21 protein-coding genes are annotated in these 23,727 nt (G+C 60.7%); 5 read left to right on the forward strand and 16 right to left on the reverse strand.

Annotated features, from left to right (window positions below; all coding sequences use genetic code 11):
* Nucleotides 1-42: 42 nt before the first annotated feature.
* The gene (locus tag E4T63_RS26825) at nucleotides 43-990 is read right to left on the reverse strand and encodes an alpha/beta hydrolase (RefSeq protein ID WP_135296791.1); all 948 of its coding nucleotides are present in this window, start codon (nucleotides 988-990) and stop codon (nucleotides 43-45) included.
* Between the two features lie 99 nt (nucleotides 991-1,089).
* Here E4T63_RS26825 and E4T63_RS26830 point away from each other — a divergent pair, with 99 nt between their 5' ends.
* Both E4T63_RS26830 and E4T63_RS26835 read left to right on the forward strand, forming a co-directional pair.
* Nucleotides 1,090-1,668 carry a DUF6436 domain-containing protein gene (locus tag E4T63_RS26830; protein ID WP_135296792.1) on the forward strand — a complete coding sequence of 193 codons (579 nt, stop codon included), beginning with the start codon at nucleotides 1,090-1,092 and terminating at the stop codon, nucleotides 1,666-1,668.
* A 102-nt stretch (nucleotides 1,669-1,770) separates the two neighbouring features.
* Nucleotides 1,771-4,182, forward strand: a complete 2,412-nt coding sequence (locus E4T63_RS26835; RefSeq protein WP_135296793.1) for a penicillin acylase family protein — start codon at nucleotides 1,771-1,773, stop codon at nucleotides 4,180-4,182.
* Between the two features lie 114 nt (nucleotides 4,183-4,296).
* Here the strand turns inward: E4T63_RS26835 and E4T63_RS26840 are convergent, their stop codons facing one another.
* A complete protein-coding gene (locus tag E4T63_RS26840) occupies nucleotides 4,297-5,262 on the reverse strand; it encodes a GlxA family transcriptional regulator (RefSeq protein WP_135296794.1) in 966 nt (321 codons plus the stop codon).
* Nucleotides 5,263-5,578: 316 nt separating this feature from the next.
* Here E4T63_RS26840 and E4T63_RS26845 point away from each other — a divergent pair, with 316 nt between their 5' ends.
* On the forward strand, nucleotides 5,579-6,220 hold the full coding sequence (locus E4T63_RS26845) for an HD domain-containing protein (RefSeq protein ID WP_027610519.1): 642 nt from the start codon (nucleotides 5,579-5,581) through the stop codon (nucleotides 6,218-6,220).
* Nucleotides 6,221-6,411: 191 nt separating this feature from the next.
* On the opposite strand, the gene E4T63_RS26850 is transcribed toward E4T63_RS26845, so the two are convergent.
* The 7 genes from E4T63_RS26850 to E4T63_RS26880 form a co-directional block, all read right to left on the reverse strand.
* On the reverse strand, nucleotides 6,412-7,302 hold the full coding sequence (locus E4T63_RS26850) for an ABC transporter permease subunit (protein WP_027610518.1): 891 nt from the start codon (nucleotides 7,300-7,302) through the stop codon (nucleotides 6,412-6,414).
* Nucleotides 7,299-8,180, reverse strand: coding sequence for an ABC transporter permease subunit (locus tag E4T63_RS26855; RefSeq protein WP_171061891.1), 882 nt, complete (start codon nucleotides 8,178-8,180; stop codon nucleotides 7,299-7,301). Before E4T63_RS26855 ends, E4T63_RS26850 begins: the two co-directional genes overlap by 4 nt.
* Nucleotides 8,181-8,215: 35 nt before the next feature.
* Nucleotides 8,216-9,358: an ABC transporter ATP-binding protein gene (locus tag E4T63_RS26860; RefSeq protein ID WP_003229245.1), complete on the reverse strand. Its 1,143-nt coding sequence runs from the start codon at nucleotides 9,356-9,358 to the stop codon at nucleotides 8,216-8,218.
* Nucleotides 9,359-9,425: 67 nt separating this feature from the next.
* Nucleotides 9,426-10,523 (reverse strand): polyamine ABC transporter substrate-binding protein, encoded by a 1,098-nt coding sequence (locus E4T63_RS26865; protein WP_098966145.1) that lies wholly within the window; start codon nucleotides 10,521-10,523, stop codon nucleotides 9,426-9,428.
* A gap of 187 nt (nucleotides 10,524-10,710) precedes the next feature.
* The gene (locus E4T63_RS26870) at nucleotides 10,711-11,820 is read right to left on the reverse strand and encodes a polyamine ABC transporter substrate-binding protein (protein ID WP_098966147.1); all 1,110 of its coding nucleotides are present in this window, start codon (nucleotides 11,818-11,820) and stop codon (nucleotides 10,711-10,713) included.
* A gap of 171 nt (nucleotides 11,821-11,991) precedes the next feature.
* On the reverse strand, nucleotides 11,992-13,356 hold the full coding sequence (locus tag E4T63_RS26875) for an aspartate aminotransferase family protein (RefSeq protein ID WP_027610514.1): 1,365 nt from the start codon (nucleotides 13,354-13,356) through the stop codon (nucleotides 11,992-11,994).
* 56 nt (nucleotides 13,357-13,412) lie between these two features.
* Nucleotides 13,413-14,771, reverse strand: coding sequence for a glutamine synthetase family protein (locus E4T63_RS26880; protein WP_003229252.1), 1,359 nt, complete (start codon nucleotides 14,769-14,771; stop codon nucleotides 13,413-13,415).
* 730 nt (nucleotides 14,772-15,501) lie between these two features.
* Between E4T63_RS26880 and E4T63_RS26885 the strand changes: the two genes are divergently transcribed.
* Both E4T63_RS26885 and E4T63_RS26890 read left to right on the forward strand, forming a co-directional pair.
* Complete coding sequence (locus E4T63_RS26885) at nucleotides 15,502-16,878, forward strand: glutamine synthetase family protein (RefSeq protein ID WP_003229254.1); 1,377 nt, start codon at nucleotides 15,502-15,504, stop codon at nucleotides 16,876-16,878.
* A 249-nt stretch (nucleotides 16,879-17,127) separates the two neighbouring features.
* Nucleotides 17,128-17,760, forward strand: a complete 633-nt coding sequence (locus tag E4T63_RS26890; RefSeq protein WP_098966151.1) for a TetR/AcrR family transcriptional regulator — start codon at nucleotides 17,128-17,130, stop codon at nucleotides 17,758-17,760.
* Nucleotides 17,761-17,926: 166 nt separating this feature from the next.
* Here the strand turns inward: E4T63_RS26890 and E4T63_RS26895 are convergent, their stop codons facing one another.
* The 7 genes from E4T63_RS26895 to E4T63_RS26925 all read right to left on the reverse strand — a co-directional run bounded on the left by E4T63_RS26895 (nucleotide 17,927) and on the right by E4T63_RS26925 (nucleotide 23,571).
* A complete protein-coding gene (locus E4T63_RS26895) occupies nucleotides 17,927-18,142 on the reverse strand; it encodes a TOBE domain-containing protein (RefSeq protein ID WP_007967989.1) in 216 nt (71 codons plus the stop codon).
* A 33-nt stretch (nucleotides 18,143-18,175) separates the two neighbouring features.
* Nucleotides 18,176-18,982: an aliphatic sulfonates ABC transporter ATP-binding protein gene (gene ssuB / locus E4T63_RS26900; RefSeq protein ID WP_135296795.1), complete on the reverse strand. Its 807-nt coding sequence runs from the start codon at nucleotides 18,980-18,982 to the stop codon at nucleotides 18,176-18,178.
* A complete protein-coding gene (ssuC, locus tag E4T63_RS26905) occupies nucleotides 18,979-19,761 on the reverse strand; it encodes an aliphatic sulfonate ABC transporter permease SsuC (protein ID WP_135296796.1) in 783 nt (260 codons plus the stop codon). The genes ssuB and ssuC overlap by 4 nt, the downstream gene beginning before the upstream one ends.
* An 8-nt stretch (nucleotides 19,762-19,769) precedes the next feature.
* On the reverse strand, nucleotides 19,770-20,918 hold the full coding sequence (gene ssuD, locus E4T63_RS26910) for an FMNH2-dependent alkanesulfonate monooxygenase (protein WP_003229262.1): 1,149 nt from the start codon (nucleotides 20,916-20,918) through the stop codon (nucleotides 19,770-19,772).
* Nucleotides 20,919-20,943: 25 nt separating this feature from the next.
* Complete coding sequence (locus tag E4T63_RS26915; protein ID WP_135296797.1) at nucleotides 20,944-21,924, reverse strand: sulfonate ABC transporter substrate-binding protein; 981 nt, start codon at nucleotides 21,922-21,924, stop codon at nucleotides 20,944-20,946.
* Nucleotides 21,925-22,013: 89 nt separating this feature from the next.
* Nucleotides 22,014-22,607 carry an NADPH-dependent FMN reductase gene (gene ssuE / locus E4T63_RS26920; RefSeq protein WP_096797603.1) on the reverse strand — a complete coding sequence of 198 codons (594 nt, stop codon included), beginning with the start codon at nucleotides 22,605-22,607 and terminating at the stop codon, nucleotides 22,014-22,016.
* 325 nt (nucleotides 22,608-22,932) lie between these two features.
* Nucleotides 22,933-23,571, reverse strand: coding sequence for a peroxiredoxin (locus E4T63_RS26925; protein WP_007967980.1), 639 nt, complete (start codon nucleotides 23,569-23,571; stop codon nucleotides 22,933-22,935).
* Nucleotides 23,572-23,727 lie beyond the last annotated feature (156 nt).

Here is a 23,727-nt window from a genome sequence, read left to right on the forward strand (position 1 = left end):
CATGTGGGAGCGGGCTTGCTCGCGAAGAGGCCCTTACAAACACTATAAATTTCTGCCCCTGATCCGCTTGTTCAGAAACTCGAAATACTCCTCGCGCATTTCCAGCGTCTCATTCGCCAGATGATGCCGCGCCTCCGGCAGCAGCAGAATCTGCGGCCGGTCGAACTTCCACTTCAGCACCTGCAAGTTGTGCTGCCAGTCCACGGTCATGTCCGCCTGCCCCTGAATGATCAGCGGCCGTCGCGGACTTTTTTTCGCGTGTTCCACACGGATGATCCAGCGCGACAGCGCACCGACCCACGCCGTCGGCAAGCGTTTGGGCTGCAACGGATCGGTCTGCAGAAACGGCAGGAAATCCGGGTCGTTGGAGTTCTCGCTGAAGCGCCGGGCGATGCCCCGCACGAAAGGCCTCAGCAGGTAATAACTGAGCTGCGACCAGCCCCAAGCGCGCGGACGCACCAGCGGCGCCAGCAGAATCAACTGGCCCTGCGCCGGACTGTTCTCGCCATGGTTGAGCACATGATCGACGACGATCGCGCCGCCAGTGCTTTGTCCGCACAGATGCCAGGGTTGCGGCAGGGCGATCGAACTGGCTTCGGCGAACAACGCCTGCAAGGCGTCCTGGTATTCGGAGAAGTCGCGAATGCTCGCCCGCGGCCCACTCGACAAACCATGACCCGGCAAGTCGCAGGCGATGACGGCAAAATCCTGATCCAGCGCCCACTCGATCACATGCCGATACAGCCCGGTGTGATCGTAAAAACCGTGCAGCAGAAACAGCGTGCCCTTGACCTTCTCCGGCCACCAGCAATGGCTGACCAGCTCATAACCGTCCACCTCGAACCGGCCCATGCCGCGCCAGACATCGCGCTCGGGAAAGTCGGTCTGATAGAACCGCTGATACGCCTTGGCCTCGTCCGACAACGGCTGCCACTGGGCCAAAGGCTTGAGGCTGGCGCGTAAATGATCGGCATCGAAAGTGTCAGGCATGCGGGTATTCCAAAGCGGTAAACAGACTTTATCGGCCTGCGATATTCATCTGTTGCGGCAAGCATGGCAAGCTAGCCCCCCTTCGAGGATCGAAAAACCATGCGCTCGCCCTACCGCACCGCACTGTTTGCCAGCCTGCTCGCGCTTGTGTGTGCCGGGGTGCTGTGGGCGGCGTACGACTGGTTTCAGGGGCGTTATCTGCGCGCGTTCAGTCAGCACACCGCGGTGTTTTCCGGTGATCCGTTGCGCCTGCCGGATGAACTGGCCGGCCCCGGCAAAATCCGTCTCGTGCACTTCTGGGACCCGGCCTGCCCGTGCAACGTCGGCAATCAACAGCACCTGACCGAGATGGTCGAGCAGTACGGCGCGCGCGGTGTGGAATTCTTCGCCGTGCAGCGCGCCGGCTCCCACGGCCAGTTACCCGCCACCCTGAGCAATCTGAAAACCATCGCGGTATTGCCCGGCTCCGAGCAGATCCCGGCCAGTCCCGCCGTGGCGATCTGGGACCGTAGCGGCAAACTGGCGTACTTCGGCCCTTACAGCGAAGGGCTGACCTGCAACTCCAGCAACAGCTTTATCGAACCGATCCTCAATGCCCTGACCGATGATCGCCCGGTCAACGCAACGCACACCCTGGCGGTCGGTTGTTATTGCCCTTGGCCGGTGGTGGCGCAGTAAGGCATTCCGGACTTTTCGAGGACAGCGATGCACGGCACGGAAGGTCTGTGCTAATTGTTTGCAGCCCGACGGGCGGCAATCCCGCATGCACAAGGAGTCACCATGAAACGCGTCTTCACCGTTCTTGCCTTGCTCATCGTTGTCCTGCTCGCCGGAGTCGGCGGGTACGTCTATAGCAAGCAACCGACGCGTCAGGGCCAGGTAGAGCTGCGCAATCTGCAAGGTTCGGTGACCGTGCGCTATGACGAACGCGGGGTGCCGCATATTCGTGCCGAGAACGAAACCGATCTGTATCGCGCCCTCGGCTACGTGCACGCTCAAGACCGGTTGTTCCAGATGGAAGCCATGCGCCGCCTCGCGCGCGGCGAGCTGGCCGAAGTGCTCGGGCCGAAGCTGCTCGACACCGACAAACTGTTTCGCAGCCTGCGCATCCGTGAACGCGCTGCCAGCTATGTCGCCAGTCTCGATAAGCAGTCCCCGGCGTGGAAGGCCCTGCAAGCCTATCTGGACGGCATCAACCAATATCAGGACAGCCACGTCGCGCCGGTGGAGTTCGACGTGCTGGGCATTCCCAAGCGGCCGTTCACGGCGGAGGACAGCATCAGCGTCGCCGGTTATATGGCCTACAGCTTCGCCGCCGCGTTTCGTACCGAACCGCTGCTGACCTACGTGCGCGATCAACTCGGCGCCGATTACCTCAACGTCTTCGACCTCGACTGGCAGCCCAAAGGCGTGCTCGCCAAAGATCACGCCAATAAGACCCCGGCCCTCGCCGCCGGCGACTGGAAAGACCTCAATGCCCTCGCCCGCCTCAGCGAGCAGGCGCTCATTGAAAACGGCCTGCCGCAATTCGAAGGCAGCAATGCCTGGGTGATCGCCGGCAGCCGTAGCCAGAGCGGCAAACCGCTACTGGCCGGTGATCCGCATATTCGCTTCTCGGTGCCGTCGGTGTGGTACGAGGCGCAACTGTCGGCACCGGGCTTTGAGCTCTACGGCCATCATCAGGCGCTGGTGCCGTTCGCATTCCTGGGGCACAACCTGGATTTCGGCTGGAGCCTGACCATGTTCCAGAATGACGATCTGGATCTGATCGCCGAGAAGGTCAACCCGGACAACCCGAATCAGGTCTGGTACCACGGCCAGTGGACCGATCTGGTCAGCACCGAGCAGCAGATCGCGGTGAAGGGCCAGGCGCCGGTGACGCTGACCTTGCGCCAGTCGCCCCATGGCCCGATCGTCAACGACGCCCTCGGCACTGCCGCCGGTAAAACGCCGATCGCCATGTGGTGGGCGTTCCTCGAAACGCCGAATCCGATTCTCGAAGGTTTCTACCAGCTCAACCGCGCCGACACCCTGGCCAAGGCCCGGGCCGCTGCGACCAAGGTGCAGGCGCCGGGGCTGAACATCGTCTACGCCAACGCCAAGGGTGACATCGCCTGGTGGGCCTCGGCGCTGTTGCCGAAACGCCCGGCCGGGGTGAAGCCCGAGTTCATCCTCGACGGCAGCAGCAATCAGGCGGACAAGGACGGCTACTACCCGTTCAGCGCCAACCCGCAGGAAGAAAACCCGGCGCGCGGCTACATCGTCTCGGCCAACTTCCAGCCGCTGTCGCCGACCGGAATGGAAATCCCCGGTTACTACAACCTCGCCGATCGCGGCCAGCAGCTCAACCGCCAGCTCAGCGACAAGAACCTGAAGTGGAGCAACGAGGCCAACCAGAAACTGCAACTGGGCACCACCACCGGTTACGGCCCGCGCACCCTGGCACCGTTGCTGCCGGTGCTGCGTGAAGTGGTGAGTGATCCGGCACAGCTGAAACTGGTCGAGCAACTGGCGCAGTGGCAAGGCGACTATCCGCTGGATTCGGTCAACGCCACAGTGTTCAACCAGTTCCTCTACGATCTCGCCGATGCGGCGATGCGTGATGAGCTGGGCAACGATTTCTTCGAGACCCTGCTGTCGACCCGAGTGATCGATGCCGCCCTGCCGCGCCTGGCGGCGAATGCGGACTCGCCGTGGTGGGACAACCGCAACACACCGAACAAGGAGACTCGCGCCGACGTCGTCAAAGCGGCGTGGCAGGCGAGCATGGTGCACCTGAAACAGACCCTCGGCGACAACCCGCCCGACTGGCAATGGGGCACGGCGCACACCCTGACCCACGGTCATCCGTTGGGTCAGCAGAAGCCGCTGGACCGGATCGTCAATGTCGGGCCGTTCGCTGCGCCCGGCAGTCATGAAGTGCCGAACAATCTCTCGGCCAAGCTCGGCCCGGCGCCATGGCCGGTGACCTATGGACCTTCGACGCGGCGCCTGGTGGACTTCGCCGACCCGGCGCACAGCCTGACCATCAACCCGGTCGGCCAGAGCGGTGTGCCGTTCGACAGCTATTACGACGATCAGGCCGAGGAGTACGTCGAGGGGATGTATGTGCAGGCGCATTTCAGCGAGGAAGAGGTGACGGCCAATACCCGTAGTACCTTGAAGCTGTTGCCGGCGCGGGCTGCCCAATAGTTCTCGGTTAGCCGGACGGGCCCTATCGCGAGCAGGCTCACTCCTACAGGGGAACGCATTCCAATTGTAGGAGTGAGCCTGCTCGCGATGGGGCCCGCCAACTCAACACATCTCTCAGAGCATCAACGCAAAATTCAACCGAAACTGCTGCGGCGTCACCCCCAACCGCCGATTGAACACACTGCGCATGTGCTGCGCATCGCGAAACCCGCACTGATAGGCCACGGTCTTCAGCGGTGCCGTGGTGCTTTCCAGCAGCACCCGCGCCGCATCCACTCGCGCACTTTCGACGAACTCCGCCGGGGTGACCCGAGCCTCACGGGCGAACACCCGGGAGAAGTTGCGCGCACTCATGTTCGCCGCGTTCGCAAGATCGGCAATCGTCAAATCCCCGGTGAGGTTGGCCAGCACATAAAACTGCACCATCGCCACCGCCGACGTCGGCTCCGCATGCGGCGTGAGGAACGGGCTGAACTGCGATTGCCCGCCAGAACGCTGGGTGAATACCACCAGCCGCTTGGCCACACTCAGCGCCACTTCAGCGCCGTGATCGCGGGCCAGCAGGTACAACGACAGATCAATCCCGGCGGTGACCCCGGCCGAGGTGTAGAGCGCACCGTCCTCGACATACAGGCGATCGGCCTCGACTTGGGTCGATGGACACAACTGGGCCAAGGCTTCGGCATCGTTCCAGTGGGTGGTCACCGTGCGCCCTTCGAGCAACCCCGCCCGCGCCAGCATGAACGCGCCGTTACAGATCGAACCAAAGCGCCGCGCACGGGTGCAGGCCTCGCGCAGCCAGGTGTCGAAAGGCTTGCCGAAATCCATGAACGGCAACTGCGGGCCGCCGGCGACCAGCAACAAATCATAAGCGTCCAGCGCTTCGCTGAAGTGCCGGTGAGCGCTGATGCTCAGGCCATTGGAACAAGCCATCGGCCCGCGTTCGAGGCCGATCACCTCCAATTGATAGTGATCCTCGGGCGGCAGAAACCGGTTGGCCTCGGCGAACACATCCATCGGCCCGCTGACATCCAGCGCCTGCACGCCGGGGAACACCACGATGGCGACGGTTTTGTTCATGAGCCTCCAATGTCCTCAATGCCTGTGGCAAACACAAATCCCTGTGGGAGCGGGCTTGCTCGCGAAAGGGCCCTTACATTCAACTTATCTGTTGAATGACACACCGCTTTCGCGAGCAAGCCCGCTCCCACATGGGCCGTGCCTGCCTTGTTGATTGAGCCAACCCTAGCCAATCCAGGTTCAACAAGCGAGGTTGGCACGATTTGCAGGTCGATTGGCAAGGATCGCAGCCATGCGTTGATTGTCCGTTTAGTGCCTCGGGGAACAGACTCCATCCATCAGCGCCACGACGGCGTTTTCGACGAGGAAACACCTTATGAGCACGACCATTGCCGGCATCAAAATCCCCGACAGCGCCCTCGCCCGGGCCACCACCGAGTACATTCGCGACATCGAATCCGACCTGCTCTACCACCACTCGCGCCGGGTGTTTCTGTTCGGCGCATTGAGCGGCGAGCGCCAACAACTGGCCTACAACCCGGAGCTGCTGTACGTCGGCGCGATGTTCCACGACCTCGGTCTGGTCGAGGGCTATCGCAGTGCTGACGAGCGTTTCGAAGTGGATGGCGCCAACGCGGCCGCGGCGTTTCTCAAACCGTACGGGCTGAGCGATGACGACATCGAGCAAGTCTGGCTGTCGATTGCCCTGCACACCACGCCAGGCGTGCCAAAGCACTTGCGGCCGACCGTCGCGCTGGTCACCGCCGGGGTCGAGATGGACGTGCTGGGCATGGATTACGCGGCGTTCAGCAGCACCCAGCGCGAGGCGGTGGTGCATGCGCATCCACGCGGGGAAGGTTTCAAGGAGTGCATCATCTGCGCGTTTGCCGACGGCTTGCGCCATCGTCCGCAGACCACGTTTGGCAACGTGAAGACCGATGTGCTGGTGGATCAGGAGCCGGGGTTCAAGCCGATGAATTTTGTTGAGGTCATCCGCCAATCTCCCTGGACTGCCTAATACCCAATGTGGGGGTGTGCCCTGTGGTGAGGGGATTTATCCCCGATGGACTGCGTAGCAGTCCCTTTCTTTTTGAATCAAGAGAGGGGGCCGCTTCGCAACCCATCGGGGATAAATCCCCTCACCACAAAAGCCCGCTCCCACAGTTGGATTTGGGTTGGCCTTGATAAAGGGGCCAACCCGAGTTTGCTTTAAGCCGCTTCCGGCGCAGGCGCGCGGCGCACGTCCGGTTGCTTCCACGAATCGGCGGCGCCTTCTTCGATGGCTTGCTGGATGGCTTTCTTGCGCGCTTCTTCGGCGCGGCGGCTGAAGAACCACACCATGAACGTCACGATCGACACCGCCAGCAGAATCAGGCTGGCCACGGCGTTGATCTCAGGCTTCACGCCCAGACGCACCGCGGAAAACACTTCCATCGGCAGAGTGGTCGAACCCGGGCCGGAAACGAAGCTCGCCAGCACCAGGTCGTCCAGCGACAGGGCGAACGACATCATTCCGCCCGCTGCCAGCGATGGCGCGATCATCGGGATGGTGATCAGGAAGAACACCTTCCACGGCCGCGCACCCAGATCCATCGCCGCTTCTTCGATCGACAGGTCCAGCTCACGCAGACGCGCCGACACCACCACCGCCACATACGCCGCACAGAACGTCGTGTGGGCGATCCAGATGGTGACGATGCCACGTTCCTGCGGCCAGCCGATCATCTGCGCCATGGCTACGAACAGCAGCAACAGCGACAGACCGGTGATCACTTCCGGCATCACCAGCGGCGCGGTGACCAGGCCACCGAACAGCGTACGGCCCTTGAAGTGGGTGATGCGGGTCAGCACGAAGGCGGCCAGCGTACCCAGCGCCACCGCGGCAACGGCGGTATAGCAGGCGATTTCCAGGGAGCGCACCACCGAGCCCATCAGTTGGGTGTTGTCGAGCAGGCCGACGTACCACTTGATCGACCAGCCGCCCCACACCGTCACCAGTTTCGAGGCGTTGAACGAGTAGATCACCAGGATCAGCATCGGCAGGTAGATGAACAACAGACCCAGTACCAGCATCAGGCTGGAGAAACGGATGCGTTTCATTCTTTGCCCTCCATTTCCTTGGCCTGACTGCGGTTGAACAGGATGATCGGCACAATCAGGATCGCCAGCATCACCACCGCCAGGGCGGACGCCACCGGCCAGTCACGGTTGTTGAAGAACTCTTGCCAGAGCACTTTACCGATCATCAGGGTTTCCGGGCCGCCGAGCAGTTCCGGGATCACGAACTCGCCGACCACCGGGATGAACACCAGCATGCAGCCGGCGATGATCCCGTTCTTGGACAGCGGAATAGTGATTTTCCAGAAGCTGTTGAAGGTGCTCGAACCGAGGTCGGAAGCAGCTTCCAGCAGGCTCTGATCGTGCTTCACCAGGTTGGCGTACAGCGGCAGGATCATGAACGGCAGGTACGAATAAACCACGCCGATGTACACCGCGAGGTTGGTGTTGAGGATCTGCAGCGGCTCGTCGATAAAGCCCATGCTCATCAGGAAACCGTTGAGCAGACCGTTGTTGCTGAGGATGCCCATCCACGCGTAAACGCGGATCAGGATCGCAGTCCAGGTCGGCATCATGATCAGCAGCACCAGCACCGTCTGCAGCTCTTTGCGCGCACTGGCGATGGCGTAGGCCATCGGGTAGCCGATCAGCAGGCACAGCAGCGTGCTGAAGAACGCCATCTTCAGCGAGCCGAGGTAGGCGGCGATGTACAACTCGTCGTCGCCCAGCATCGCGTAGTTGCCCAGGTTCAGCAGCAATTGCAGCTTCTGCTCGGCGAAGGTGTAGATCTCGGTGTACGGCGGGATGGCCACGTCGGCTTCAGCGAAGCTGATCTTCAGGACGATGAAGAACGGCAGCATGAAGAACAGGAACAGCCAGATGAACGGAACCCCGATGACCAGTTGCCGGCCATTGGGAATTATTCGGTTGAGCCGTCGTTTGAACTTGCGCATGTTCATGAGCGAAGTACCACGCCGCTGTCGTCTTCCCACCACACGTAAACCTGATCGCCCCAGGTCGGACGCTGGCCGCGACGTTCGGCGTTGGCAACGAACGATTGCACCAGCTTGCCGCTCGGCAATTCGACGTAGAACACCGAGTGCCCGCCGAGGTAGGCGATGTCATGCACCTTGCCGCTCGACCAGTTGTATTCACAGGTCGGCATTTCGGCGGTGACCAGCAGCTTCTCCGGACGAATCGCGTAGGTCACGGACTTGTCTTGCACCGAGGTGCTGATGCCGTGGCCGACGTAGATCTGCCGGTCGAGGTCCTTGCAGGTGATGGTCGCGTGGCCTTCGGCGTCGTCGATCACTTCGCCTTCGAAGATGTTCACGTTGCCGATGAATTCGCAGACCAGACGGCTGGTCGGGGTTTCGTAGATGTCGATCGGGCTGCCGATCTGGGCGATCCAGCCCAGGTGCATGATCGCGATGCGCTCGGCCATGGTCATGGCCTCTTCCTGGTCGTGGGTCACCATCACGCAGGTCACGCCGACGCGCTCGATGATCTCCACCAGCTCCAGCTGCATCTGCGAACGCAGTTTCTTGTCCAGTGCGCCCATCGGCTCGTCGAGCAGCAGCAGCTTCGGCCGCTTGGCCAGCGAGCGCGCCAGTGCCACACGCTGACGCTGACCGCCGGACAGTTGATGCGGCTTGCGCTTGGCGTACTGGCTCATCTGCACCAGCTTGAGCATCTCGGCCACGCGCGCATCAATCTCGGCGTTGGGGATCTTGTCCTGCTTGAGGCCGAAGGCGATGTTCTGCGCCACGGTCATGTGCGGGAACAAGGCATACGACTGGAACATCATGTTGATCGGTCGCTCGTACGGCGGCATGTCGGTGATGTCGACGCCGTCGAGGAAAATGCGCCCCTCCGTGGGCCGTTCGAACCCTGCCAGCATCCGCAGCAGCGTGGATTTGCCCGATCCCGAGCCGCCGAGCAGGGCGAAGATCTCGCCTTTCTTGATTTCCAGGGACACATCGTCCACGGCAATCGTCTCGTCGAACTTCTTCGTGACCCGGTCGATTTTGACCAACACCTGCTTAGGTGTCTGGTCGCCCTCGAGGGCTTTCTTATAGGCGCCGGAGGCAACTGCCATTTACGAAACTCCCAGATAAAAACAGTGCAGTTCGCCCAACGCGGACGAACCCAGGATAGTTTGTGCCTTACTTGCCCGACTTGACCTTGGTCCAGCTACGGGTCATCAAACGCTGAATATTGGGTGGCAACTCGACCGACACGTAAGTCTTGTCGAGGACTGCTTGCGGTGGATAAACCGCTTCATCGGTGCGGATGGACTGTTCCATCAGCTTGTCCGACCCGGGGTTAGGGTTGGCGTAACCGACGTAATCACTGACCTGGGCGATCACCTCAGGTTTCAGCAAATAGTTGATGAAGGCGTGGGCCTCTTTGACGTTGGACGAATCCTTCGGAATCGCCAGCATGTCGAACCACAATGCGCCGCCCTCTTTCGGAATCGAGTAGGCGATGTTCACGCCCTTCTTGGCTTCTTCGGCACGGTGTTTGGCCTGGAAGATATCGCCGGAGAAACCGATGGCCACGCAGATGTCGCCGTTGGCCAGATCACCGATGTATTTCGACGAGTGGAAATAGGTCACGTAGGGACGCACGGCCAGCAGTTTGTCGGTGGCCTTGGCGTAGTCCTTCGGATTGGTGCTGTTGGCGTTCAGCCCCATGTAGTTGAGCACGGTCGGCATCATTTCATCGGCCGAGTCGAGGAACGCGACGCCACAGCTGTGCAGCTTCTTGATGTTCTCCGGCTCGAACAGCACGCTCCAGGAGTCGATCTTGTCGATGCCGAGCACCGCTTTGACTTTCTCGACGTTGTAGCCGATGCCGTTGGTGCCCCACAGGTACGGCACGGCGTACTGGTTGCCCGGGTCGTTCTGTTCCAGGCGCTTGAGCAGCACCGGATCGAGATTCGAGTAGTTCGGCAACTGCGACTTGTCGAGCTTCTGGAACGCGCCCGCCTTGATCTGCTTGCCGAGAAAATGGTTCGACGGCACGACCACGTCGTAACCGGTACGCCCGGCCAGCAGCTTGCCTTCCAGGGTCTCGTTGGAATCGAACACGTCGTACACCGGTTTGATCCCGGTGGCTTTCTCGAAGTCGGCCAGGGTGGTCTCGCCGATGTAATCCGACCAGTTATAAATATGCACCGTACCGGCGGCCTGGGCTCCGACAGCAATCGTCAGGCCGGCAGTGGCCAGCAGGGCTTTGCGCAAAGAAGAAAAAATAGGCAAGTGGAGGTCCTCTAAATTAGTTGGGCCCAAGTTGCCCCGCGTTACATGACAGCCATGGCTGCCCGGCAACCAAACCGGCGCGCAACTTACCCTCGAAAAACCGTTCCTGCAAAACTTCCTGTCATTTAATTGATCCGCTGGCCGCCGTCGCGGCGACGACGGCCAGTGGTTGCTGCGTCAAACCGGCTTATTTACCGGATTTGATCTTGGTCCAGCTGCGGGTCAGTTCACGCTGGGTAGCGGCCGGCAAATCGGCGATCGCATACAGCTTGGCCTGCACGTCGGCTGGCGGGTAGATGCCTGGATCGGAGGTGATGTCCTTGTTCACGTACTGGGTCGCTTCGGCGTTACCGTTAGGGAAGCGCACCGCGTTGGTGATCTCGGCCATCACTTTCGGTTGCAGCAGGTAGTTCATGAACTTGTAGGCGCCGTCGATGTTTTCCGCATCTTTCGGAATCGCGACCATGTCATAGAAGCTGCCGGCACCTTCCTTCGGAATGGCGTAGCTGACTTTGACCTTGTCACCGGCCTCGGCGGCACGCGACTTGGCCTGCTGCACGTCACCCGAGTAGCCGACCGCTACGCAGATGTTGCCGTTGGCCAGGTCCGAGATGTACTTGGAGGAGTGGAAGTAGGTGATCGAAGGACGAATCTTGAGGAACAGTTCCTCGGCTTTCTTGATGTCTTCTTTCTTCTGGCTGTCGGTTGGCAGGCCCAGGTAGTGCAGCGCGACCGGGAGCATTTCGGTCGGCGAGTCGAGGAAGCTCACACCGCAGCCCTTGAGCTTGGCGATGTTCTCCGGCTTGAGCAGAGTGTCCCAGGAATCGATGGTGTCGACGCCCAGTGCAGCCTTGACCTTCTCCGGGTTGTAGCCGATGCCGATCGAGCCCCACATGTACGGGAAGGCGTGCTTGTTGTCCGGGTCGCTGACCGAAACGGCCTTGAGCAGCGATTTGTTCAGGTTGCCGTAGTTGGACAGCTTGGACTTGTCCAGCTCCTGATAAACGCCCGCCTTGATCTGCTTGGCCAGGAAGTTGTTCGACGGCACAACCACGTCGTAACCGGATTTGCCCGCCAGCAGTTTGGCTTCCAGGGTTTCGTTGCTGTCGAATACGTCGTAGACGACTTTGATCCCGGACTCTTTCTCGAAGTTGGCGATGGTGTCAGGAGCGATGTAGTCGGACCAGTTGTAGACGTGCAACACCTTGTCGTCCGCGTGAACCGCACCCGCCATCATGCCCGCGACGGACAGCGCGAGAAGAGTCTTGCCAGCAAGCTTTTTACCTAATGCCTTCATGCGTCATGCTCCAAATTTTTCTTTTTTGAACCACTTTGTTCAGCGGCCGAACCCGGACAACTGGAACCGCGGCTAGTCTGGCAAGATCGGAGGCGATCTTTCAAGAAAAGGCCAACCTTTCTGACACCTTCGAGCGAGAGCGCCGCAGCTCCCCCGCTCGAAGCCTAGCACTTAGGCCTGCAACGCACTGAGGGTCAGGTCCAGACACTTGCGTGCCTTGGTCACCAGCTCATCGATCTCCGCCTTGCTGATCACCAGCGGCGGCGCAATGATCATGGTGTCGCCCACGGCGCGCATGATCAGGCCGTTATCGAAGCAGAACTGCCGGCAGATCATGCCCACGCCCCGACCTTCGTAACGCTTGCGAGTGGCCTTGTCCTGCACCAGCTCGATCGCCCCCAGCAGACCAACGCCGCGCACTTCGCCCACCAACGGGTGGTCGTTGAGTTCGCGCAGACGTTTCTGCAAATACGGTGCCGTTTCGTTATGCGCGTTCTCGATAATTTTCTCATCGCGCAGGATCCGGATGTTTTCCAGACCCACCGCCGCCGCCACCGGGTGTCCGGAGTAGGTGAAGCCGTGGTTGAAATCGCCACCTTCGTTGAGCACCTTCACCACTTCGTCACGCACGATCAGGCCACCCATCGGGATGTAGCCGGACGTCAGGCCTTTGGCGATGGTCATCATGTCGGGTTTCAGATCGTAGAAATCCGAACCGAACCATTGGCCGGTACGACCGAAACCACAGATCACTTCGTCAGCGACGAACAGAATGTCGTACTTGGCGAGGATTTCCTTGATGCGCGGCCAGTAAGTCTCTGGCGGAATGATCACGCCGCCGGCGCCCTGAATCGGCTCGGCAATGAACGCACCGACGTTGTCCACGCCGACTTCGAGAATCTTCTCTTCCAGCTGATTGGCCGCCCAGATGCCGAACTCTTCCGGCGACATGTCGCCGCCCTCGGCGAACCAGTACGGCTGCGCAATGTGGACGATGCCCGGAATCGGCAAATCGCCCTGCTCGTGCATATAGGTCATGCCACCCAGGCTCGCGCCGGCCACGGTGGAGCCGTGATAACCGTTCTTGCGGCTGATGATGACTTTCTTGTTCGGCTGGCCCTTGATCGCCCAGTAATGGCGAACCATGCGCAGCATGGTGTCGTTGCCTTCGGAGCCGGAACCGGTGAAGAACACGTGGTTCATGCCTTGCGGCGCCACGTCGGCGATGGCCTTGGCCAGTTCCAGTGCCGGCGGGTGCGCAGTCTGGAAGAACAGGTTGTAGTAAGGCAGTTCGCGCATCTGCTTGGCAGCTGCGTCGGCCAGCTCATCGCGGCCATAACCGATCGCCACGCACCACAGACCCGCCATGCCATCGAGGATCTTGTTGCCCTCGCTGTCCCACAGGTACACGCCCTTGGCGTTGGTGATGATCCGTGGACCCTTCTCTTTCAGCTGCTTGAAGTCGCTGAACGGGGCCAGATGGTGATCGCTGCTCAGGGCTTGCCACTCACGGGTTTGCGGGTTGTTGCTGGTCATGCCAATTCTCCTTGTTATCGGTGAAGGCGCGGCTGCTGCCAGCCGCGCCCGGCGTATCAGACGGCGAAGAGCAGGTACTCACGCTCCCAGGAACTGATCACGCGCTTGAAGTTTTCATGCTCGGCCCGCTTGACCGCGACGTAGCCGGTGATGAAGGTCTTGCCCAGGTATTTCTCGATGGTCGCGCTGTTTTCCATACGCTCCAGCGCGTCTTCGATGGTCAGCGGCAGGCGCAGGTTGCGGCGCTCATAGCCACGACCCACCACTGGCGCGCTTGGGTTGAGGCCCTCGACCATGCCGATGTAACCGCAGAGCAGGCTCGCGGCAATCGCCAGGTACGGGTTGGCGTCGGCGCCCGGCAGGCGGTTTTCCACGCGGCGGTTCTGCGGACCGGCATCCGGTACGCGCAGGCCCACAGTGCGGTTCTCTTCGCCCCACTCCACGTTCACCGGCGCCGAAGTGTCCGGCAGGAAGCGGCGGAACGAGTTGACGTTCGGTGCGAACAGCGGGAGCAATTCCGGGATCAGTTTCTGCAGACCACCGATGTGGTGCAGGAACAGCTGGCTCATGGTCCCGTCTTCATTGGAGAACACGTTCTTGCCGGTCTCGATGTCGATGATGCTCTGGTGCAGGTGCATGGCACTGCCCGGCTCACCGGTCATCGGCTTGGCCATGAAGGTTGCGGCCACGTCATGCTTGAGCGCGGCTTCGCGCATGGTGCGCTTGAACACCAGAATCTGATCGGCCAGCGACAGTGCATCGCCGTGACGGAAGTTGATTTCCATCTGCGCCGTGCCGTCTTCGTGGATCAGCGTGTCGAGGTCCAGCTCCTGCAGTTCGCACCAGTCGTAGACGTCTTCGAACAGCGGGTCGAATTCGTTCGCCGCTTCGATCGAGAACGACTGACGACCGATTTCCGGACGGCCCGAACGGCCGATTGGCGGCTGCAACGGATAGTCGGGGTCGTCACTGCGCTTGGTCAGGTAGAACTCCATCTCCGGCGCCACGATCGGCTGCCAGCCCTTGTCGGAATAAAGCTTCAGGACTTTCTTGAGGACGTTGCGCGGCGACAGCTCGATCGGGTTGCCTTGCTTGTCGTAGGTGTCGTGGATCACCTGGGCGGTCGGCTCGATGGCCCATGGCACCAGGTACACCGCGTTCTGGTCGGGGCGGCAGATCATGTCGATGTCGGCCGGGTCGAGCAGTTCGTAATAGATGTCGTCTTCGACGTAGTCGCCAGTCACGGTCTGCAACAGCACGCTTTCCGGCAGGCGCATGCCCTTTTCGGCGATGAACTTGTTGGTCGGCGAGATCTTGCCCCGGGTAATACCGGTCAAGTCGCCGATCATGCATTCGACTTCTGTGATCTTGTGGTCTTTCAACCAATCGGTGAGCTGGTCGAGGTTGTTACTCATAAATGCCTCTGGGCTGAGTCTCCTGACATCGTGTCAGGCAAAGTTTGACGCCGTGGCGTCGCGTTAAAGGGGGTTTGCTTGCGCGCAGTACCGGCTTACGCCTGGCACCGCGCATAGACAATGAAAGAGGAGCTTACCTGCCCTTTACGCTGGCGTTGCATTTCCTGTGCACATTCAAGGCGTGCAGAATCATGAGCACGGCTTTGGGAGCGGCACAGGCTTTGGGACTCAAAGGGATCTATATTGGAAGGAGACGCCATAAACAGGATGCTGTCCCGTGCGTCCAGAATATCGGACGTTGCCGTTGGGCCTGATGCGCACGAGAACCTCGTCGACCCGCCACGAGCCATGCTGGCTGCATTACGGACGGATTTGTCGCCACTGATGTGATGAGCATGCAGACCGGACTGTTGCGAGCAGTCGGTGATGCCGATTAACGGCAGGCGAGACATGAAGCACCCCGGTATTATTGCTGTTATGGGTTTGGTCGGAGCTTAGCCTTGTTCATTTTTTTACACAACACCCCCGTAAAAAATACAACACGGCCTGCTCAAGCCCGCGGGTGCCAAGCGTCCCAAGGACAAAAAACTGCCCCAAAGTGCCCCATAAATGCCCTTGCAGCGCTTTTTTAGGGCAAAAAAGGCCTCGCTTGACTTCGGCAGGCCGTTCGGGTTGACTGAAACCAGAAAAGATCAATGATTGATATTTTTAACAACAAAGGTGTTGCATCATGTCGGTACCCCCGCGTGCCGTTCAGCTTAACGAAGCGAACGCGTTCCTTAAGGAACATCCTGAGGTTCTGTACGTTGACCTTCTGATTGCGGATATGAATGGTGTGGTGCGCGGCAAGCGCATCGAACGCACCAGCCTCCACAAGGTTTACGAGAAAGGCATCAACCTGCCGGCCTCTCTATTTGCTCTGGATATCAATGGTTCTACGGTGGAAAGCACCGGCCTGGGTCTGGACATCGGCGACGCCGACCGGATCTGCTATCCAATCCCCGATACCCTGTGCAACGAGCCATGGCAGAAGCGCCCTACCGCGCAACTGTTGATGACCATGCACGAACTCGAGGGTGACCCGTTCTTCGCCGATCCGCGCGAAGTGCTCCGTCAAGTTGTTGCAAAGTTTGACGAGCTGGGCTTGACCATCTGCGCCGCGTTCGAACTGGAGTTCTACCTGATCGACCAGGAAAACGTGAACGGCCGTCCACAGCCGCCACGCTCGCCGATCTCCGGCAAACGCCCGCACTCGACTCAGGTCTACCTGATCGACGACCTCGACGAATACGTCGACTGCCTCCAGGACATTCTGGAAGGTGCCAAAGAGCAAGGCATCCCGGCCGACGCCATCGTCAAGGAAAGTGCCCCGGCGCAGTTCGAAGTGAACCTGCACCACGTCGCCGACCCGATCAAGGCGTGCGACTACGCAGTCCTGCTCAAGCGTCTGATCAAGAACATCGCCTACGACCATGAAATGGACACCACCTTCATGGCCAAGCCGTATCCGGGCCAGGCGGGTAATGGTCTGCACGTCCATATCTCGGTGCTCGACAAAGATGGCAAGAACATCTTTGCAAGCGAGGATCCCGAGCAGAACGCCGCGCTGCGTCACGCGATCGGCGGTGTGCTCGAGACCCTGCCGGCGCAGATGGCTTTCCTCTGCCCGAACGTCAACTCGTACCGTCGCTTCGGCGCGCAGTTCTATGTACCGAACTCGCCGTGCTGGGGCCTGGATAACCGCACCGTGGCGATCCGCGTACCGACCGGCTCAGCCGATGCCGTGCGTATCGAACACCGCGTGGCCGGCGCCGACGCCAACCCGTACCTGCTGATGGCTTCGGTCCTGGCCGGTGTGCATCACGGTCTAGTGAACAAGATCGAACCGGGCGCTCCGGTCGAAGGCAATAGCTACGAGCAGAACGAACAAAGCCTGCCGAACAACTTGCGCGATGCCCTGCGCGAGCTGGACGACAGCGAGGTGATGGCCAAGTACATCGATCCTAAGTACATCGATATCTTCGTCGCCTGCAAGGAAAGCGAGCTGGAGGAGTTCGAACACTCCATCTCCGACCTTGAGTACAACTGGTATCTGCATACCGTTTAAGCGAATTGCGACCAGATAAAACGCCGTCGGCCGTCTTGGCCCACGGCGTTTTTTTATGGCCGGATTCTGTTCTGAATGGCCGCCTGCGGCGGTTCGGGAGCAAGCCCCCTCCCACAGGGGATCTACAGCGGATGGGGATCTTTTGTACGCAGAAGATCAACTGTGGGAGGGGGCTTGCTCCCGAAGGCGTCCTGGCAGACAACACACGGCGCGGCTCGTACAATGCCCGCTGCCCCGCAGGAGACTTCCATGACGCGTCCCGCCCCCGTTCGCAAACCCCGTGCCCGCAGCCAGGCGCGGATCGATTCGATACTCGACGCCGCGCGTACGCTGCTGGCCGCCGAGGGTGTGGCCAGTCTGTCGATCTACAGCGTCGCCGAACGCGCGCAGATTCCGCCCTCCTCCGTGTACCACTTCTTCGCCAGCGTCCCGGCACTGCTCGAAGCGCTGACCGCCGACGTGCATGCGGCGTTTCGCGCCTGCCTGCAAGCGCCGATCGACCACGAGGCGCTGCGCGACTGGCGTGACCTGTCGCGGCTGGTCGAAGAGCGGATGCTGGAGATCTACGACGAAGACGCGGCGGCCCGCCAGTTGATCCTCGCCCAGCACGGCCTGACCGAAGTGACCCAGGCCGACCGCCAGCACGACATCGAACTCGGCGACCTGATGCACAAGCTGTTCGACCATCACTTCGAATTGCCGCGCCTGCCGAGCGATGTCGATGTGTTCGCACTGGCGATGGAACTGGGCGACCGCGTGTATGCGCGCTCGGTGCAGCAGCACGGGCAGATCACACCGCGCATGGCCGAGGAAGGGATGCGGGTGTTTGATGCCTATATCGGCCTGTATCTGCCGCCTTACCTGCCCAAAAGAGTTCTCTAGCGCATTCACCGGCCCCTTCGCGAGCAAGCCCGCTCCCACAGGGGAACGCATTCCAAATGTAGGAGTGAGCCTGCTCGCGATGGCAGCGCCGCCGATTCAAATCCGTGCACAAAAAGAAAAACCCCGAAGGGCTCACGCCTTTCGGGGTTGTTTTTTACTCACTGGCTTACAACTTGGCGATCGACACCTCGGTGGATTTCACGAAGGCGATCACCTCGCTGCCCACCGCCAGTTCCAGCTCCTTGACCGAGCGGGTGGTGATCACTGAAGTGACGATGCCGGAAGCGGTTTGCACGTCGATTTCCGACAGCACGTCGCCGAGAACGATCTCCTTGATCGAGCCTTTGAACTGGTTGCGCACGTTGATGGCTTTGATAGTCATGGCTTTGATTCCTGTCGTTGGATGTAACTTGAGTTATTGCGCCCAACGCAATTGCGTAGGCAGTGGTGAAACAGGTTCCGGCTCCGGCGGCTCGCCGGGCAGGGACAGAACACGGTTGAGCACTTCGGTTTCCAGCGCCGCCAGTCGATGCGATCCGCGCACTCGCGGACGAGGCAACTCCACTTGCAGGTCGAGGCCGACTTCGCCGTCCTCGATCAGAATCACCCGGTCGGCAATCGCCACCGCTTCGCTGACGTCGTGGGTCACCAGCAGCACGGTGAACCCATGCTTTTGCCAGAGTCGTTCGATCAGTTGCTGCATCTCGATGCGGGTCAGCGCATCCAGCGCACCCAGCGGCTCGTCGAGCAACAGCAGGCGCGGCTGGTGAATCAGCGCCCGGGCCAGCGCCACACGCTGCTTCTGCCCGCCGGACAAAGCGGCCGGCCACTCGTTGGCGCGATCGGCCAGACCCACCGCTTCCAGCGCCTCCAGAGCTTGCGAGCGCCAGTTGCCTTTAAGGCCGAGGCCGACGTTGTCGATGATCTTTTTCCATGGCAGCAGCCGTGCTTCCTGGAACATCAGCCGGGTGTCTTCCCGCGCATCGCTCAGCGGCGCGGCGCCGGCCAGCAGGTCGCCGCCAGTCGGGTGGTCGAGGCCGGCGAGCAAGCGCAGGAAGGTGCTCTTGCCGCACCCGCTGCGTCCGACCACGGCGACGAATTGCCCCGCCGGAATGTGCAGGTCGATGTCGCGCAGCACTTGCCGCGCACCAAAGGTTTTCTGCAGGTTGCGCACCACCAGCGGAATCCCGCGCAGCAGGCGTGGAGGTTGTTGAGCGGTCATGCCGCACCTCCCTTGGCAACCTGATAAGCCGGATGCCAGCGCAACCACACACGCTCAAGAGCACGGGCGGCGAGATCAGCAAGCTTGCCGAGTACCGCGTAAAGCAGGATCGCCAGCACCACCACGTCGGTCTGCAAAAACTCGCGGGCATTCATCGCCAGATAGCCGATGCCGGAGCTGGCGGAGATGGTTTCGGCAACGATCAGCGTCAGCCACATGAAGCCCAGCGCGAAGCGCACACCGACCAGAATCGAAGGCAGTGCGCCCGGCAGAATCACCTGCCAGAACAGGCTGAAACCGCTCAAGCCATAACTGCGCGCCATTTCCACCAGCGCCGGATCGACGTTGCGGATGCCGTGATAGGTGTTGAGGTAAATCGGGAACAAGGTGCCCAGTGCCACCAGGAAAATCTTCGCCGACTCGTCGATGCCAAACCACAGGATCACCAGTGGAATCAGCGCCAGGTGCGGCACGTTGCGGATCATCTGTACCGAGCTGTCGAGCAGGCGCTCGCCCCACTTCGACAGGCCGGTGATGAAGCCCAGCACCAGGCCGATGCTGCCGCCGATGGTGAAACCGAGTGCCGCGCGCCAGCCGCTGATCGCCAGATGCGTCCAGATTTCGCCGCTGCGCACCAGACTGACACCGGCCTCGATCACTGCCACCGGTGCCGGCAGGATTCGCGTCGACAACCAACCGGCCGACACCGACAACTGCCACACCGCCAGCAACAGCACCGGCAACGCCCAGGGCGCGAGGCTGTGGATAATTTTGTTCATGGCGCGCCTCAGCTCTGCGACGCGGCTTTGGGAAGAATGTCGTTGGCTACCATCTCGCCGAACGGGCTGACATAACCGGCGCTTTTCGGCAGTTCCGGGCGCTCGATGTCGAGGTGCGGGAACAGCAGTTCAGCGACGCGGTACGATTCTTCGAGGTGTGGATAACCGGAGAAGATGAAGGTGTCGATACCCAGATCAGCGTATTCCTTCACGCGGGCGGCCACGGTTGGACCATCGCCGACCAGCGCGGTACCGGCACCGCCACGCACCAGGCCGACGCCGGCCCACAGATTCGGGCTGACTTCGAGGTTGTCGCGACTGCCGCCGTGCAGCGCGGCCATGCGTTGTTGACCGACCGAGTCGAAGCGCGCCAGCGATGCTTGCGCACGTTTGATGGTGTCGTCGTCCAGATGCGAAATCAGCCGGTCTGCCGCTTGCCAGGCTTCGGCGTTGGTTTCCCGCACGATCACATGCAAACGAATGCCGAAGCGCACGGTACGCCCGAGCTTGGCGGCTTTGGCGCGCACTTGCTCGATCTTCTCGGCCACTGCGGCTGGCGGCTCGCCCCAGGTCAGTACCATTTCGACCTGTTCGGCAGCCAGATCCTGCGCCGCTTCCGACGAGCCGCCGAAATACAGCGGCGGACGCGGTTGCTGGATCGGTGGATAAAGCAGCTTGGCGCCCTTCACGCTGATGTGTTCGCCGTCGTAATCGACGGTTTCGCCTTCCAGCACCCGACGCCAGATCCGGGTGAACTCCACCGAGGCCTGATAACGCTCTTCATGGTTGAGAAACAGACCATCACCGGCCAACTCTTCCGGATCGCCACCGGTCACCAGGTTGAACAGCGCACGGCCGCCGGACAGACGATCCAGGGTCGCTGCCTGCCGCGCCGCGACCGTCGGGGAAATGATCCCGGGGCGCAGGGCGACAAGGAACTTCAGACGCTGAGTCACCGGGATCAGCGACGCGGCCACCAGCCACGAGTCTTCGCAGGAGCGGCCGGTGGGAATCAGCACGCCGCCAAAGCCCAGACGATCCGCCGCTTGCGCGACCTGTTGCAGATAACCGTGGTCAACGGCGCGGGCGCCTTCGGCGGTGCCAAGGTAATGGCCGTCGCCGTGGGTAGGCAGGAACCAGAAGATGTTGAGGCTCATGGAGTGGTCTCCTTGGGGATTCGATTTACTGGGCTTGGGTAACCGAGCTTTGGGCCACAGCGGCCGGTGGTGTCCAGATCACATCCTTGATGCTCAACGGCTTGGGAATCAGCTTGAGCTGGTAGAAGGTGTCGGCGATTTTCTGTTGCGCGGCGACCACGTCCGGGGTCAGGAACAACGCACCGTAGCCCTGGCGTTTCACCGAGGTCAGGGTGATGTCCGCCGGCAGGCCGAGCAGCGGCGCGACCTGCTGGGTCACGTCTTCAGGGTTGGCTTTGGACCACTCGCCAACGGCGCGCACTTCTTCGACAAGGGTCTTGATCACCTCGGGATTTTTCTGCGCGTAGGGTTTGGTCGCGAGGTAGAACTGATGGTTGTCGACGATGCCTTTGCCGTCACGCAGGGTGTGCGCTTGCAGCTGTTTCTCGGCAGCGGCCTGGTACGGATCCCAGATTACCCAGGCATCGACGCTGCCACGCTCGAACGCGGCGCGAGCATCGGCCGGCGGCAGGAACACGGTCTGGATATCGGAGTATTTGAGACCGGCATCTTCCAATGCGCGAACCAGCAGGTAGTGCACGTTGGAGCCTTTGTTCAGGGCGACTTTCTTGCCCTTGAGATCCGCCACCGATTTGATTGGCGAGTCTTTCTGTACAAGGATCGCTTCGCTGTTCGGCGCTGGCGGTTCGTAGGCGACGTAGAGCAGATCAGCGCCGGCAGCCTGAGCGAATACCGGAGGGGTTTCGCCGGTAACACCGAAGTCGATCGAGCCAACGTTCAGGCCTTCCAGCAGCTGCGGGCCGCCGGGGAATTCAGTCCATTGCACGTCCACGCCTTGGGCGGCCAGACGCTTTTCCAGAGTGCCTTTGGCCTTGAGCAGCACCAGCGTGCCGTACTTCTGATAACCGATCCGCAATGTCTCGGCTTGAGCTTGAGTGATGGCGCCGAAGGACACAGCCGCAGCAAACAGAGCGACCAGACCACGACGCAAAAATACAGTGCGCATAGCGCTCTCCTTTTTGCTGTTGGGTTTTGGCTGCACCTGCTTGGCCGTTAGCGGCTGAGTAAGGTGAGTGGAGCAAATTCGGATAAGGCTCAAATGCTCCAGCGAGCACTCAATAAACGTTCATTCAACAGGCCCGGCTCCAGCGGTTTCGGCCGGCGAGCCATGGCACTGACAAACTGATCCAGCGCTTCATGCAGACGCTGTTCCAGCGCTGGCGCCAGTTGCGCCTGGGCGCTGCCTTCGCCATAAGCGATCTGGCTGTCCTCGGCGAAAATGCCCTGGAGCATTTCCTGGGCTTTCAACGCCGACAGCACGGGCTTGAGCGCGTAATCGACCACCAGCATGTGGGCGATGCTGCCGCCGGTGGCCATCGGCAGAACAATCTTGTGGTTCAAGGCGCGTTCGGGCAGCAGATCGAGTACGGTCTTCAGCGCCCCGGAAAACGACGCCTTGTACACCGGCGTGGCGATCAGCAGACCGTCAGCGTTTTCAATCTGCGCCAGCAGGTCGAGCACCTTCGGGCTGTCGAAGCGGGCGTGGAGCAAATCTTCGGCCGGGAAGTCCCGCACCTGATAACTCACCACTTCCACCCCTTGCGCCTGCAACCAGCGTTGCGAGCGCTCAAGCAACACTCCTGAGCGGGAGCGCTGGCTAGGACTGCCACCGAGTGAGACGACCAGCATTGAGACAATTCCTTAAGCGTTACAGGCGATTCGCGGGTTGCGATCTCGCTTCGATGGGAGTGACCTTACCAGCTGATTTATATATCCATAAATCATATTTATTCATTTGGTTATGCGTTTAAGAGATATGCGATTTGCTTTGTTCCGGGCAAAAAAAACAGGCCGTGAAAACGGCCTGAAATCCCCTGCTTTGTGGTTCTGGATTTTGTGTCGGCTTGGCCGACGCCTTCGCGAGCAAGCCCGCTCCCACAGGGGAACGCATTCCAAATGTGGGAGCGGGCTTGCTCGCGAAGGCGGCGGTAGCTACAGCCCAAATTTCACTGATTCACTTGTTCGGCTGCGGCGTCAGGCGCAGGTATGGTTTCACCGCGCGATAGCCTTTGGGGAAGCGCCGCTTGATCTCTTCCTCGTCCTTGAGCGACGGCACGATCACCACCTCCTCACCGTCCTGCCAGTTGGCCGGAGTCGCCACCTTGTAGTTGTCGGTGAGCTGCAGCGAATCGATCACCCGCAGGATCTCGTGGAAGTTGCGCCCGGTGCTCGCCGGGTAGGTGATGGTCAGGCGGATCTTCTTGTTCGGATCGATCACGAACAGCGAACGCACGGTCAGCGTGTCGTTGGCGTTCGGGTGGATGAGGTCGTAAAGGTCGGAAACCTTGCGGTCGGCATCGGCCAGGATCGGGAAGTTGACGATCGTGTTCTGGGTTTCGTTGATGTCTTCGATCCACTTGTGGTGCGAGTCCACTGGGTCGACCGACAGCGCGATGGCTTTGACGCCGCGCTTGGCGAACTCATCCTTGAGCTTGGCGGTGAAGCCCAGCTCGGTGGTGCATACCGGGGTGAAGTCGGCCGGGTGGGAGAACAGCACGCCCCAGCTATCGCCCAGCCACTCGTGGAAACGAATCTTGCCGGCGCTGGAATCCTGTTCGAAGTCGGGGGCGATGTCGCCGAGTCTGAGGCTCATGGTGCTGCTCCTGATGAGTTGTTGGAGAACTCAACTGTAGCTCGTGATTCGCCATCATGAAAAAGAATAAATAACTAGATATTTAGCACTTAAAGGAATATTAAACATCGTTCACTGGACGCTCGCCCGCATCGCGACGAACATCGCCCTCAAGGT

The sequence above is a fragment of the Pseudomonas fluorescens genome (assembly GCF_004683905.1).
In the GTDB taxonomy this organism is placed as follows: domain Bacteria; phylum Pseudomonadota; class Gammaproteobacteria; order Pseudomonadales; family Pseudomonadaceae; genus Aquipseudomonas; species Aquipseudomonas putida_A.

Excerpts from the sequence above, each read along its gene's own strand:
- E4T63_RS26825 (WP_135296791.1), bottom strand. The coding sequence starts at position 990 with ATGCCTGACACTTTCGATGCCGATCATTTACGCGCCAGCCTCAAGCCT.
- E4T63_RS26830 (WP_135296792.1), top strand. The coding sequence starts at position 1,090 with ATGCGCTCGCCCTACCGCACCGCACTGTTTGCCAGCCTGCTCGCGCTT.
- E4T63_RS26835 (WP_135296793.1), top strand. The coding sequence starts at position 1,771 with ATGAAACGCGTCTTCACCGTTCTTGCCTTGCTCATCGTTGTCCTGCTC.
- E4T63_RS26840 (WP_135296794.1), bottom strand. The coding sequence starts at position 5,262 with ATGAACAAAACCGTCGCCATCGTGGTGTTCCCCGGCGTGCAGGCGCTG.
- E4T63_RS26845 (WP_027610519.1), top strand. The coding sequence starts at position 5,579 with ATGAGCACGACCATTGCCGGCATCAAAATCCCCGACAGCGCCCTCGCC.
- E4T63_RS26850 (WP_027610518.1), bottom strand. The coding sequence starts at position 7,302 with ATGAAACGCATCCGTTTCTCCAGCCTGATGCTGGTACTGGGTCTGTTG.
- E4T63_RS26860 (WP_003229245.1), bottom strand. The coding sequence starts at position 9,358 with ATGGCAGTTGCCTCCGGCGCCTATAAGAAAGCCCTCGAGGGCGACCAG.
- E4T63_RS26870 (WP_098966147.1), bottom strand. The coding sequence starts at position 11,820 with ATGAAGGCATTAGGTAAAAAGCTTGCTGGCAAGACTCTTCTCGCGCTG.
- E4T63_RS26875 (WP_027610514.1), bottom strand. The coding sequence starts at position 13,356 with ATGACCAGCAACAACCCGCAAACCCGTGAGTGGCAAGCCCTGAGCAGC.
- E4T63_RS26880 (WP_003229252.1), bottom strand. The coding sequence starts at position 14,771 with ATGAGTAACAACCTCGACCAGCTCACCGATTGGTTGAAAGACCACAAG.
- E4T63_RS26885 (WP_003229254.1), top strand. The coding sequence starts at position 15,502 with ATGTCGGTACCCCCGCGTGCCGTTCAGCTTAACGAAGCGAACGCGTTC.
- E4T63_RS26890 (WP_098966151.1), top strand. The coding sequence starts at position 17,128 with ATGACGCGTCCCGCCCCCGTTCGCAAACCCCGTGCCCGCAGCCAGGCG.
- E4T63_RS26895 (WP_007967989.1), bottom strand. The coding sequence starts at position 18,142 with ATGACTATCAAAGCCATCAACGTGCGCAACCAGTTCAAAGGCTCGATC.
- ssuB (WP_135296795.1), bottom strand. The coding sequence starts at position 18,982 with ATGACCGCTCAACAACCTCCACGCCTGCTGCGCGGGATTCCGCTGGTG.
- ssuC (WP_135296796.1), bottom strand. The coding sequence starts at position 19,761 with ATGAACAAAATTATCCACAGCCTCGCGCCCTGGGCGTTGCCGGTGCTG.
- ssuD (WP_003229262.1), bottom strand. The coding sequence starts at position 20,918 with ATGAGCCTCAACATCTTCTGGTTCCTGCCTACCCACGGCGACGGCCAT.
- E4T63_RS26915 (WP_135296797.1), bottom strand. The coding sequence starts at position 21,924 with ATGCGCACTGTATTTTTGCGTCGTGGTCTGGTCGCTCTGTTTGCTGCG.
- ssuE (WP_096797603.1), bottom strand. The coding sequence starts at position 22,607 with ATGCTGGTCGTCTCACTCGGTGGCAGTCCTAGCCAGCGCTCCCGCTCA.
- E4T63_RS26925 (WP_007967980.1), bottom strand. The coding sequence starts at position 23,571 with ATGAGCCTCAGACTCGGCGACATCGCCCCCGACTTCGAACAGGATTCC.